Genomic DNA, 11,346 nt, shown 5'->3' on the forward strand with positions numbered 1-11,346 from the left:
ATATATCTTGCCGCGTTTTGCGGCAACGTCTTACATCCTCCACCTGAAGGAAGAGGTTTTCGACGTAATCTGATAAACGAAAAAAGCCGCTTGATGATTTCAAGCGGCTTTTTCAATTGTGTTTTTTGCACAGTCAGCTTTCTACCTGCATTAACATAATGGCAAGGATTAAAATCGCAATGCCAATGACAATGGTACGGTTCATGGGTTGATCTAGAAACCACCAAGTCGTAATGGCGGTTCCTGCAATAGATAAGACACCCCATGCGGTATAGGCCAAAAATAAAGGCATACCTTGAACCGCAAAGGCTAATAGTGCAAAGGCGGACATGATCAGGGCAATAGCCGTCAGTCCCCATAATTTCTTTTTAAAGCCGTTGGATATAGTGAGTGCTAAGTTGGCTAATATATCCAACACCACAGAGCTTAAAAGCAGTGCCAGGTGAATGCTCACACTGCCTCCTGAGCTTCCGTTTCTTCTTGTTGATAGCCGTGATGGATAACAGCAATACCGACTAGGGACAGAACAATACCAGCGGCTTGCACCATGGAGATTTGTTCTTGTAGCCACAGATAAGAAATAAAAGCGATCAACACCATACCTATACCTTCCCAGGCTGCGTTAGCGAAAGTAACGGGTATACGAATGGTGGCTCGGCTTAAGAAAAGATAGGATAATCCTACTGCCATCATTGCAATGGCGGTACCAGCGATCAAATAACCTTCACTGATAAAAACCTTCATTAACGAAGTCCCTGCGACTTCACCTACAATTGCTAGCGTCAAAAAGACCCAATGCATAAAAACCGTCCGGTTTAAGAACGCTCCATATAATGAACATAGATCTATGCTATAAGATATGGATAATTTGGTAAAATCTCTGAGCGTCAAGAAAAATGATGGTGAGGTCATAATAGTGTCATGCGAGTTGAACATATTGAGTACTTTGTAGCTACTGCTCGATTGGGCTCTATAGCAAAGGCTGCTAGCTCCTTAGGGCGTCAACGCAGCACGGTAAGTATGGCCATTTCTACCCTCGAGGACGAGCTGGGAGTCAGGCTGTTTGAGCGCACTGGGAACAGCTTGGCTTTGTCTGCGATAGGTGAGAGTATTTTGGATGATTGCCATCGACTTTTAAGCTTGAATTTAAGCATTAAGCAACGCTGCTTAATGGGGGATCAAACACAACGTCAAGAATTGAGAATAGGCCGAGACGATGCATTATCTGAGTCTTTTTGGCGACACATTATTTTGCAATTACGGCAGCGCTACCCTCATTTAAGTTTGAGTATGCGTTTCGCCTCCTCCGATGAACTACCTGATTTGGTGCGACAGCAGCAATTAGATATTGCTTATGGGGTATCAGAAAATCTCTATGATCCAGCAGAAGGTCTACATAGGCGAGTCTTAGGCCGTGTGGTCATGCGAATGATGATTGCACAGAATCACCCCTTGAGCCGTTTGCAGCATGTGACGGATACGGATTTGCGGACACTGGCCCAAATCACATATATGGATAGTTCCAATCAAGAACGCTTTCATATGGAGCACGTAGGTAGTGAACGCATTGCTCTAAGTAGTTTTGAGTTAGTTCGCGATGCTATCCGAGATGGTTTAGGCTGGGGCTACGTGCCAGAACCTTTATTGCAACTAGAGCAGCGCGATGCAGGGGAGTTAACCACATTACGGCATGGTTTAATGGTGACAGGTTATCCGTATTTGGTGTATAGCCGTGAAGCGTTGGTCGCCTCTGGACCACAAAAAGGATTGTTGTCTGAGGTCAACGAGGTGGTTGCGGCTGCTATGTTAGAGATTAGCTCTGAATAATGCGTTGATGTAGGGACAATGATGAGAAAAGACTAGAGAGCCCCTAGTCTTTTTTTCTATATCAGTGGTTAGGCAATTTGCAATGTGCCTTTGGCATTCATGGTTAAGTCAATCACATCGCCACCAGTAATCAATAAATAGCGTGGATCTAGGTCTGACTCTGTTAAATGGTTGTGCTTCATGCAAGAGCCGCATACGGCTACATGACCGCCCAGATCTAGGTACTCGTTCAGTAGTTCAGAGGCCGGTTTAAAGGCAGGGCCAATGTCAATGCCCTCTGTGGCATTGGGTGTGCCTAATAGAACAGCATCTGCCATGAGAATAAGGGTGCAGCTATGGCCTTTACGTGCAGCATTAACCGCCATGGTTAAACCGATCGTGATTTTACTTAGGTTCCCTTTAGGGCCATCAAATAGTGTGGCGACGAAATCAGTCATTTGCATAGTCATTCTCTATAAAAAATTAAATGGATGTAGATGCATTGCGTTGCACGAACCAGCCGATGGTGGTGTAGCTTAAAATAGTCGTGCCGATTAGACCCAGACCAAAGACGCAGGCGATAACTAACCAGTCTATGGGTCCAGCAGCGTCAGTAAAGCCTGAGGACGATACTTTTGCCATTAGGACTAAGGCTAACACACCCCCTATCACGCCGACTAACTGCGAGCGGACTAGGCGCTGTGAAATAATGTGTTTTTCCTTTAGTAATAGGGCAATGAAAGCAGTAGTGCCGCCGATAATTACGGCTATAAGTGCCCATAACATGGGTCCTAGCATTTCTTGAAATACGGCAATAAATACAAGAGGATCGAGTGATTGCATTGAGAATCTCCTTAAGCGCGACCGCGTAGCATGCTGATGTAGGTTGGTTTGAGTGCCATTGTTTTCATCACCCAACTAATCCAGAGCTCTTCTAAGGGGGCGATGATACCTGGGAAAGAGGGCGTGAGATTATTGTGATAGTCAAATTCAACTAACATGGCTCGCCCTAATCGAGTGATCATAGGGCAAGAGGTGTAACCATCATAAAAAGCCTCTGATGTTGTGCCTTTGATATCAGCAATAAGGTGATCAACGGCTACAGGCACTTGCCATTTTACGCTTGCTGCTGTTTTTCCTTTTGGGACGCCAGCACTGTCTCCCACCGCAAACACATTCGGGTATCGCACATGGCGTAAGTTGTTTTTGTTTACTTCTGCCCAGCCATCAGCAGCCCATGGGCCTGATTGCCAAGGCAAAGGGCTATTGCGAATCGCCTCAGCGGCACGCATGGGTGGAATAACATTGATAAAGTCGTAATCTAAATCAGTGGTCCCGTCTGGAGTAGAAAAAGTGGCAATTTGTCGATCGATATCTATGGCGGATAAAACACGGTTGTAATTGATAGCTATGTCCCGTTCCTCAAATAACATACGAACTTTTTCATGCACTATGGGAACACTAAAAAGAGCATTGTTATTCGAGTTATAAATCAAATTGGCTTTGTTTCTATTGCCTCTACGCACCAAGTGGTCCTCTACAATAAAGGTGTACTTTAAGGGGGCTCCAGCACATTTCATTTCTGTATTAGGGCGTAAAAAAACACCGTTACCGCCCGTGTCGGCAAATCGATCAAGGAGTTGCCAGGTAGCATGGGCTTTTTCGGGGCTGTGATACATACTGCCTAATCCCTTCGTGCCGATTCGACTTTCATCCATGCCTTCAATAGCGGCATAGTCGAGGACTAACCCCGTTGCCAAAATTAAATAATCATAGGCAATCCGAGTGCCGTTTTCCGTCACGACTTGATTGGCATCTGGATCGAATTCAATAATTTTTTCAGTGATGAGATTAACCCCTTTAGGAACGTATTCAGCCGTGGTGCTTTCTACATAAGGGGCTGTTTTAATACCTGCAGCTACTAAGGTGAAGCCGGGTTGGTAGTAGTGTGCTTTACGTGCATCAATAAGGCTAATGGAGGCTCCATCAAGCTGTGCAGCAAGGTGGTTAGCAGCGGCTAATCCTGCCGCACCAGCACCGGCAATGACGATGCGTGCGGTGGTTTTAGTTTTGGCTGCGGCCTGAGCAGATGGGCTTTTCAAGGTAAGAGCCGTACCGGCAGCGGTAGCCGCTCCTAGTTGTAAAAAAGTTCGTCTATCAATAGGCAGGGCGGGTGTAGACGTGTCGAGCCGTTTTTTTGTTGTCATGGGTGCTCCTTTTCGAGCGTAGCAAATAACAGAAGTAACAATAATTAGTAAATTTATATATAATGTATATATATTATATGATAATGTATAATGATTGCATCAAAAAATTAGATAGTCATTTACTTATTAGGGGATTAGCATGAAAAAGAACATCGGCGGCATAGATAAAATCTTACGAATTGTGGTGGGGGCGCTTCTTATTGTATTGACTGTGACTGGCACGATTGGGGTATGGGGCTGGATTGGGGTAGTGCCTTTGGTTGCCGGTTTAGTCGGTTACTGCCCGTTATACTCATTAATTGGATTAAATACATGCCGAGTAAAAAACCAAGCTAAATAGGGCATTTTTTTATCAGTGTTTATACCAAGACCACCTATATGTGGTCTTTTTTTCTGATTCTATAAGGGGTAGTATTGCGGCTTATGTCATTAAAACAGGGTGAATCTAGCCCGTAGGGAGTTCTGCCGTGGAAAAGATACTACGATTTATTGAGCAGATGAATGCGGTAGCGTGGGGGCCGTGGATGCTAATGCTCTTAGCTGGGACGGGGTTATTTTTAACCATAGGTTTGCGCTTTATACCTCAACGTAAACTGTTCTATGGCTTCAAGATGTTGTGGCAAGGCCGTAGTAGCACAGAAAAAGGCGATATTAGCCCATTCAATGCGTTGATGACGGCACTGTCTGCAACTATAGGAACAGGGAATATCGCAGGGGTAGCCACCGCTATTTTCTATGGTGGGCCAGGAGCTATTTTCTGGATGTGGCTGATTGCGTTAATTGGAATGGCGACTAAATTCAGCGAGGCCACTTTAGCGGTGCATTTCCGTGAGGTTGATGCCAAAGGGCATTATGTAGGTGGCCCCATGTATTACATCCGCAATGGCTTGGGCAAAAACTGGAAATGGTTAGGGGTGATTTTTGCCGTATTTGGTATGCTAGCAGGCTTTGGTATTGGCAATAGCATTCAGGCGAATTCAGTGGCTGATGTGATGAGCTCTGCTTTTAATGTGCCTCCTTTGGTCAGTGGTTTTACCATTGCTGTACTCGTAGGCTTGGTGCTTTTAGGTGGCATTAAACGCATTGGCGAAGTGGCGGGTAAACTGGTCCCAATGATGGCTGTTTTTTATGTGGGGGGTGGCTTGCTTGTTTTGGGCTTACACATTGATCGTATCCCCGAGGCCATTAGTTTAATTTTATATCATGCGTTTAACCCAACTGCTGCGGCAGGTGGTTTTGCCGGAGCAACGGTGTGGGCTGCGATTCGTTTTGGGGTAGCTCGTGGTATTTTTTCAAACGAGGCTGGTTTGGGTAGTGCTCCTATCGCGCATGCTACTGCGCAAACGGATAACCCTATTCGCCAAGGTACCGTAGCCATGTTGGGCACATTTTTAGACACCATTGTAGTGTGTACGATTACCGCTTTAGTGATTATGGTGACGGGTGCATGGCAAAGTGGTGAAAATGGTGCGACGTTGTCAGCCCATGCGTTTTCTCAGGGCTTAGGCGTAACAGGGCAATATATTGTCAGTATTGGGGTTGCACTGTTTGCTTTTACTACGATTATTGGGTGGAGTTTTTACAGTGAAAAGTGTGCGCAATTCTTATTTGGTGAAAAATCGAATTTACCTTTTCGCTTAATTTGGGTTGTAGTGATCCCTTTGGGAACATGGCCGGGTATTGATTTAGGCAGCTTGTGGTTAGTTGCTGACACCTTAAATGCCTTGATGGCCATACCTAACTTGATTGCTTTGTTGTTGCTTAGTCCCGTGGTGTTTAAGCTCACAAAAACTTATTTTGCTAATAAAAATAATTTTAATTAGTCTGATGTAGTCGTAAAAATCCCCGCTGTAGGATCACCACAGCGGGGATTTTTTAATTATAGCGGTTAATAATTCGTTGTCTGCAGACATTAACTAGATGGGGCTGCAGCTTTTCTAAAAAGCTTAAACTAATGTCCTCGTGAATATACGCCCATGCCCCACTAGGGCGCTTACTGAATAGTGAGGAATGGATGGGATCAAACCAGGCAATTACTCGGTTTTGGGCAGGTTGGTAAACATGAACCCGTGCTGACCCAACATGGGTTCTACCGTTAAATGTTTCTCCATCCACAATAAATTCGTATGTCATAGCAAGTCCTTTTTAGCTCTTTGGCACCATGCCGGGGGCGAGCAAGTCGGATAAAAAACCCCATAAAAAAAACCCGCAATAAGCGGGCTGTGTGATGACCCATTGATTGCATAAAGCCACATTATTTGTCCACCTTGTATGGGCTACAGGTTGGCATGAGGCATCGCCTCAACTCGTAATGTATAAGCTAATAATAAAAGTAAATAAGGCTATAGGTCAAGCCTAAGCCAAAAGGGGGCAGCACAAGAGCCAAGCCTAAATTGAAAAAATACGAATAAGAATTGTTTTTATTTATGTTTTGATAAAACAGAAGGAGGGCACCCTTTCACTATTGCAAGTGCTCCCAATCCAGATGGTTATATTGATTTTCATATTAAGGCCTTAGGAGATCACACCCGGCACTTAGCACAGACGTTAAAACCTCGACAGTTTTTTCAAATCGAAGGTCCTTATGGCTGTTTTGACCTGTCACGCGTAGATGAGCAGTGCCAACAGTTATGGGTAGCGGGTGGCATAGGAATTACGCCATTTCTTGCGTAGTTAGATGCATTAGTAGCTACTCCTCGCCCATTGCAGGCGCAACTACATTATTGCTTGCATCAAGCAGAACACAGTCATGCTTTGGTTCAACTGCAGCAGCGTATTCAACACCTGCCGAACATTCAATTGTTTGTGTATGACAGTGCTCAAAATCAGCGCTTGCACCTAGAGAACATACACTTATCTTCTGATCCAGAGATGTGCTGTGAGCTTTGGTTTTGTGGGCCTTCTGGGCTATTGAATCATCTGCAGACCGGACTAGAACAGCGCTTAGGGAAGCGCCTTCGAGTCCATAGCGAGGCTTTTATTATGAGGTGATGGATAATTCATATTTTATTGAAAATAGAAATAGGTGATAACCATAATAGGTTATATGTTAATAAAAGTAAAAAATGTATCATTAATTTTATATATTTTTACTAATCTAAGTGTTTAGTCTTTTATTTATAAATTGCGCTGGATTTTATAAAAAATACCAAATTGGCGTGCTTTTTTTTTATTTTTTTCTGGGCTTATGGTTAACGTTGGGAAATCCTTTTGGTATTTCAGTTGCCGCGGATCAAGCATTGGCAAAGGAGATAAGTCGTTATCGCTCTATTTTATATCCTATTGAAAGACAGCCCATAACTGTAGTCTTATTTAATAAAAAAACACTAGAAAGGTTACATGAGGCTAATGTTGATTGGGTTTTCTCTAATGATTGGCCAATTTCTTATGATGAGCACGCCACGTTAATACAAGCCTTATCACAAGGAGGGGGGCATCATTTTTCTTACCCTCCTGAGGCCATTTTTTATGATGTTTTTTTAGAAAACCTTCGGGGCGAAATACAAGATATTTACGGCTTAAATGATGCATTTAGATCCATAAAAGTAGATCAAGGACCTCCTGTATATATGGCGGCAGGGGGACTAAAAGATTTGATCCTGTCTCAGGATATATATCGAGAGCTACCTGAAGCGAACTGGGTACCGACTGCCTGGGAGGGTCCAGAGGGCTCATATCCTCTCTATAAAGAGTTTTTACTACCTGATGGGCGAGGAGGAGATCAACCTCATTTTACTAGGCTCCCTGCTACTCAGTTATATGACGCATGGTGTCGTGTCCAAAAATCAGGCGTATGCGTCCCTCTGGAAACAAATCAAGGTGAGAATGCCTTAAGTATCCAGTGGGAAAGACAAGTTTTACCAGCTTCTCTGTCTAATCCTACAAGCAGCCCAGCAAATTTGGCGTTGGAAAGAAATACTGATCCTCTCGTATTGGATTGTCAATCTTCTACTTTTAGTCTGCTGTTGAAAACAATAGGCAGTACATTTTGGCGAGCATTAGGCATTCAATCAAACCCAGCCCAATTAGATATGAATTGCCTGCCTTTTTATGTTGTGAATGCTGCGGATATTTATACCACCCATATACCACTAGCTCCCCCGTATTTAGCGGAGGGTGAGCCATATGTGGTGCTATTTGGTTCTGATATCCCTAGTTTAAATGATTTTCACAGTACTCCAAATTATGGAAAGATTGCAGGAGTATTACATCATGCTATGGCATTAGTTAATTTAATGGATAGGCAAAATTCTTATATTTATGAAAAAGAAATCCGCTTGATGGTAGCGGCTATGTGGGGCTTTTGGTTATGGAGTGTTTGGATACTCTCTAGTCGATTATTTTGTTTAGAGCGTGGTTGGATCTTGATTTTAATTCAGCGTAGCGAGCACTATTTAAGTAAAGAAAATTTCGTTGTTATTCATTTTCTTCGTTATAAGTTGGTAAGACAGCCGGTTTGGTTCATATTTTATTTGAGTGTGATTTTAATTTTTTATGCTTTTTTCTATCATTTTTTAAATGCTGCATTAGAGGGCTGGCTATCAATGATTGCGCTAATACCTTTGCTACCAAATATCGTAAAAATACGTAAGGAGCATATTCTCATATTATCTAAGGAGAGAAAGTGATGATTTATATGAAAAAGATAGTCTGTATTGTTTTTTTGAATTTGTTTTTTAGCGGGGTTGCTTGGGCTCAAAATCACACCATTATTGAAATTCCAAATATGGAGAGGGCATATGTACAAGATATGTCCTCAAAAAACATGATAAAAATGCTTGATCTAGGAGAGGTAAAGCTACCATTAAAAGCGCAGCTGAGTAAAAAAGAGCAGGGGTATATTTTTCGTCATCAAGGAAAAAGCTATTTAATTAGACCTAGTTTTGTTAAAACAAATCAGAGGCATGTAGTGGATGCGTGTAAAACATTGCCTTCCGATTTACCTACAACATTAGCAAATGAGTCAACATCTAAAGCGGTTCGTGGTGTAGGTGAGGTATGCGCAAAATGAAACGATTAATTAGTATTGTTTTATTAGCTCTTTCTTTTACAGGCTGTGCTGTACTACCGGGCACGGGAGAACGAGTGACACTGACAGCGTATGATGCTGAGATTTACAAGTCTGATGTGCAAGCTTTATTAAAAATAAATCGCACAGTCGTTCAAGATGAAGAGGTTGCGCTTTATGTTAATGGGTTGAGAGAAAAGCTAGAGCAAGCTCATGGTAAACCCTGTAATTGTGTGGTGGTTGTGGACTCATTTAGTGGTTACGAAGCTTACACTGTTTCTCATAGCACTATAGTACTAAGCACAGGAGTCTTAGCTCAAGCTAGCTCAGATGATGAGGTGGCAGCTCTGATTGCACATGAAATGAGTCATGTATATAACAGAGACAGCGCAAAAACCTTAGCGCAAGGGGTGTCTATTACCTTAGGGCGTATGGCGGGCAATCTGACAGGTTATGGGTATTTATTAACTGACTTTGATGGCACATTAGATAAAAGCGCACATCAGTTGATTTATGGGAAGTGGAATGCAGAGCATGAGATAAAAGCAGATTCTTTTGCTGTGAATGTACTAAGCAAAGCAGGCTTTTCTCAAGAGGGTTTGCGTATGGCCCTACAAAAAATAGGGCAGTATAGCCAATACTTATCGGCAGCAAATAAAACGAACCCTGAAGATGAGCCACAGTGCTATCAGAAAAAAGGTGATATGACTTATGTTAACTTTATAGCATGTGGTAAAAATTTGATAGGTGGCCTACCTATGACGTATTTAAGTGCGGATGATAGGGTGAGTCTAACTTTAGATGAGGCTGAGAAAAATGACATGGATATTAATGAAATCTATGCTCCAGCAGGGCCTCTACGGCATCGATTCGATGTTATTCAGTACTTATTTGCTATGAATGAGTTGGTTAATCCGAATATTAAGCAGCTTCGAGATGCCTTGCGTAAGTTTGAGCGTAAGTCTCGTCCAGCTGGTTTGCAGTTTGATGCCGCAATAAATAGTCGCTTGTTTGTAGTGTATGACCTTTTGGGAGATGCTAAGAAAAAGCAGCACTATAAGCAACTGGTGATACAAAGTGATCAGCTAACTCTGTCAGCGGCAAAGATTCTCTATGCCCATTTAGATCAACAGGGGGATAAAGCAGCTATTGAAAAAGGCATTGAAAGAGTGCACCAAGACTTAGGCCCAACAGATGAGTTATTGCCAGTAGAGTACTATTTAGGCAGACGACATAACCTGAGCTTAGGCCCCATGTTGCTATCACAATCAGGGTGCTCGTTAAATCAGATTAAAGATCCAGCCATTACCATAAGATGTAAATATGCAGAGGATGCGGCAAAAACTCAGGTAGGTCTAAGAGGAAATTGGGCTCCACTTTATCGTTCAATTAAGTAAATAATAGCTGCTGTTTCTTATAAAACGTAGCCCTTTCGCTTATGGTAAAGGCTTATCCATTTTCTTGGATAAGCCTTTTTAAATCAATGACTCACCATATTTTAGGACTTGATCGCAGACTTGAGTGGTTAACTGTTGTTTTAAACCACCACCTGATAACTCCATTTTTTGTCCACTCTTGCCGCCTAAAATACCATTTAGTCCTTCTTGATAACTAGGATTTGCTTTGGCTTGTTCCTCGCCTCCTAACTGGCCAAGCAGCTTATCTTTGATGCCAGCCACATTGTTATCGACATAGTTGTTTTTAATGCAGTATTGAAGCACTCCGCTGATGTTTTCTATGCCTACGGAGCTTAAGGCTGGCATCCCGGGGATAGCTGTGGATGCAGCCGGGGTTGGGCCTGAGCCTAATGCATTTTTTACATTATCCAATAGCTGAGCCTGGGCTAAGCCACCGCCTAAACCCAAACATAACGCGGTACTGATCACAATAGAGCGTGCTTTTGTTTTCAACATGGTATTCCTTTAATTAAATCCGTGGTGATTTAAGTATAGATGGCAAGGCTGCAAGTAAATGCTAATTAGCGTTAGTAGAGTTTAATAAAAGAGTCAATCAGTCGAATTGCATGGGGATAGTCACTGGGCCATCGTTGATTAAATGGACTTGCATATCTGCGCCAAACTCTCCCGTTTGTACTTTAGGATATGTGCTTTTTGCACGTTGAACCATCAGGTCAAAGAGCGCTTTGGCTTGTGCTGGCGGGGCTGCTTGACTAAAGCCTGGGCGATTACCACGACGCGTATCTGCGGCAAGCGTAAACTGACTAACTAAGAGTAAACCCCCGTTAACTTGCTCTAAGCTCAGGTTCATTTTGTTTTCTTCATCACTAAATATGCGAAAACAAAATGAACCTGAGCTTAGAGCAAG

General features: G+C 42.9%; 15 protein-coding genes, 1 pseudogene and 1 riboswitch. Of the genes and pseudogenes, 8 read left to right on the plus strand and 8 right to left on the minus strand.

From position 1 onward, the window contains the following. Positions 1–133 precede the first annotated feature (133 nt). Together Q0Z62_RS09610 and Q0Z62_RS09615 are read right to left on the minus strand one after the other, a co-directional pair. Positions 134–454, minus strand: a complete 321-nt coding sequence (locus Q0Z62_RS09610; protein ID WP_269899944.1) for an SMR family transporter — start codon at positions 452–454, stop codon at positions 134–136. After that, entirely contained in the window at positions 451–801 is a 351-nt protein-coding gene (locus Q0Z62_RS09615) for an SMR family transporter (protein ID WP_298053892.1), read from the minus strand. Before Q0Z62_RS09615 ends, Q0Z62_RS09610 begins: the two co-directional genes overlap by 4 nt. Before the next feature lie 120 nt (positions 802–921). On the opposite strand from Q0Z62_RS09615, the gene Q0Z62_RS09620 reads away from it, so the two are divergent. Then, a complete protein-coding gene (locus Q0Z62_RS09620; RefSeq protein WP_269899942.1) occupies positions 922–1,827 on the plus strand; it encodes a LysR family transcriptional regulator in 906 nt (301 codons plus the stop codon). A gap of 68 nt (positions 1,828–1,895) precedes the next feature. On the opposite strand, the gene Q0Z62_RS09625 is transcribed toward Q0Z62_RS09620, so the two are convergent. Genes Q0Z62_RS09625 through Q0Z62_RS09635 form a run of 3 tightly spaced genes read right to left on the minus strand, consistent with a single transcriptional unit; the run spans position 1,896 to position 4,013 of the window. Further along, positions 1,896–2,270, minus strand: a complete 375-nt coding sequence (locus tag Q0Z62_RS09625) for a DsrE family protein (RefSeq protein ID WP_269899941.1) — start codon at positions 2,268–2,270, stop codon at positions 1,896–1,898. A gap of 19 nt (positions 2,271–2,289) precedes the next feature. Then, the gene (locus tag Q0Z62_RS09630; RefSeq protein WP_298053897.1) at positions 2,290–2,649 is read right to left on the minus strand and encodes a DUF5368 domain-containing protein; all 360 of its coding nucleotides are present in this window, start codon (positions 2,647–2,649) and stop codon (positions 2,290–2,292) included. Positions 2,650–2,660: 11 nt separating this feature from the next. Then, positions 2,661–4,013: an FAD/NAD(P)-binding oxidoreductase gene (locus Q0Z62_RS09635; protein WP_298053902.1), complete on the minus strand. Its 1,353-nt coding sequence runs from the start codon at positions 4,011–4,013 to the stop codon at positions 2,661–2,663. Between the two features lie 139 nt (positions 4,014–4,152). On the opposite strand from Q0Z62_RS09635, the gene Q0Z62_RS09640 reads away from it, so the two are divergent. Next, complete coding sequence (locus Q0Z62_RS09640; RefSeq protein ID WP_298053906.1) at positions 4,153–4,353, plus strand: DUF2892 domain-containing protein; 201 nt, start codon at positions 4,153–4,155, stop codon at positions 4,351–4,353. Positions 4,354–4,510: 157 nt separating this feature from the next. Further along, positions 4,511–5,836, plus strand: a complete 1,326-nt coding sequence (locus tag Q0Z62_RS09645; protein ID WP_298053937.1) for a sodium:alanine symporter family protein — start codon at positions 4,511–4,513, stop codon at positions 5,834–5,836. Positions 5,837–5,888: 52 nt separating this feature from the next. Here the strand turns inward: Q0Z62_RS09645 and Q0Z62_RS09650 are convergent, their stop codons facing one another. Continuing rightward, positions 5,889–6,146, minus strand: a complete 258-nt coding sequence (locus tag Q0Z62_RS09650; RefSeq protein ID WP_298053912.1) for a hypothetical protein — start codon at positions 6,144–6,146, stop codon at positions 5,889–5,891. 92 nt (positions 6,147–6,238) lie between these two features. Further along, positions 6,239–6,333, minus strand: a riboswitch (SAM-I-IV-variant riboswitch). Between the two features lie 140 nt (positions 6,334–6,473). Between Q0Z62_RS09650 and Q0Z62_RS10750 the strand changes: the two are divergent. The 5 genes and pseudogenes from Q0Z62_RS10750 to Q0Z62_RS09670 all read left to right on the plus strand — a co-directional run. After that, a pseudogene (locus Q0Z62_RS10750) lies at positions 6,474–6,686 on the plus strand (FAD-binding oxidoreductase); the annotation flags it as partial. Positions 6,687–6,740: 54 nt separating this feature from the next. After that, a complete protein-coding gene (locus tag Q0Z62_RS09655; protein WP_298053917.1) occupies positions 6,741–7,004 on the plus strand; it encodes a hypothetical protein in 264 nt (87 codons plus the stop codon). A 110-nt stretch (positions 7,005–7,114) separates the two neighbouring features. After that, positions 7,115–8,641 (plus strand): CHASE2 domain-containing protein, encoded by a 1,527-nt coding sequence (locus Q0Z62_RS09660; RefSeq protein ID WP_298053921.1) that lies wholly within the window; start codon positions 7,115–7,117, stop codon positions 8,639–8,641. Continuing rightward, positions 8,641–9,024, plus strand: a complete 384-nt coding sequence (locus tag Q0Z62_RS09665; protein WP_298053926.1) for a hypothetical protein — start codon at positions 8,641–8,643, stop codon at positions 9,022–9,024. The genes Q0Z62_RS09660 and Q0Z62_RS09665 overlap by 1 nt, the downstream gene beginning before the upstream one ends. Beyond that, positions 9,021–10,418: a M48 family metalloprotease gene (locus Q0Z62_RS09670; RefSeq protein ID WP_298053928.1), complete on the plus strand. Its 1,398-nt coding sequence runs from the start codon at positions 9,021–9,023 to the stop codon at positions 10,416–10,418. Before Q0Z62_RS09665 ends, Q0Z62_RS09670 begins: the two co-directional genes overlap by 4 nt. A 78-nt stretch (positions 10,419–10,496) precedes the next feature. On the opposite strand, the gene Q0Z62_RS09675 is transcribed toward Q0Z62_RS09670, so the two are convergent. Further along, positions 10,497–10,934 (minus strand): DUF2501 domain-containing protein, encoded by a 438-nt coding sequence (locus Q0Z62_RS09675; protein ID WP_269899932.1) that lies wholly within the window; start codon positions 10,932–10,934, stop codon positions 10,497–10,499. A 97-nt stretch (positions 10,935–11,031) separates the two neighbouring features. Next, on the minus strand, positions 11,032–11,346 hold a 315-nt coding region (gene dtd, locus Q0Z62_RS09680), incomplete at its 5' end, for a D-aminoacyl-tRNA deacylase (RefSeq protein WP_298053932.1).

Origin of the sequence: uncultured Paenalcaligenes sp., assembly GCF_947630565.1 — a bacterium.
GTDB classification, from domain to species: Bacteria; Pseudomonadota; Gammaproteobacteria; order Burkholderiales; family Burkholderiaceae_B; genus Paenalcaligenes; species Paenalcaligenes faecalis.

Bases quoted from the DNA above. Each gene is read 5' to 3' on its own strand.
- Q0Z62_RS09615 (WP_298053892.1), bottom strand. From the start codon at position 801: ATGCATTGGGTCTTTTTGACGCTAGCAATTGTAGGTGAAGTCGCAGGG.
- Q0Z62_RS09620 (WP_269899942.1), top strand. From the start codon at position 922: ATGCGAGTTGAACATATTGAGTACTTTGTAGCTACTGCTCGATTGGGC.
- Q0Z62_RS09625 (WP_269899941.1), bottom strand. From the start codon at position 2,270: ATGCAAATGACTGATTTCGTCGCCACACTATTTGATGGCCCTAAAGGG.
- Q0Z62_RS09630 (WP_298053897.1), bottom strand. From the start codon at position 2,649: ATGCAATCACTCGATCCTCTTGTATTTATTGCCGTATTTCAAGAAATG.
- Q0Z62_RS09635 (WP_298053902.1), bottom strand. From the start codon at position 4,013: ATGACAACAAAAAAACGGCTCGACACGTCTACACCCGCCCTGCCTATT.
- Q0Z62_RS09640 (WP_298053906.1), top strand. From the start codon at position 4,153: ATGAAAAAGAACATCGGCGGCATAGATAAAATCTTACGAATTGTGGTG.
- Q0Z62_RS09645 (WP_298053937.1), top strand. From the start codon at position 4,511: ATGAATGCGGTAGCGTGGGGGCCGTGGATGCTAATGCTCTTAGCTGGG.
- Q0Z62_RS09650 (WP_298053912.1), bottom strand. From the start codon at position 6,146: ATGACATACGAATTTATTGTGGATGGAGAAACATTTAACGGTAGAACC.
- Q0Z62_RS09665 (WP_298053926.1), top strand. From the start codon at position 8,641: ATGATTTATATGAAAAAGATAGTCTGTATTGTTTTTTTGAATTTGTTT.
- Q0Z62_RS09670 (WP_298053928.1), top strand. From the start codon at position 9,021: ATGAAACGATTAATTAGTATTGTTTTATTAGCTCTTTCTTTTACAGGC.
- Q0Z62_RS09675 (WP_269899932.1), bottom strand. From the start codon at position 10,934: ATGTTGAAAACAAAAGCACGCTCTATTGTGATCAGTACCGCGTTATGT.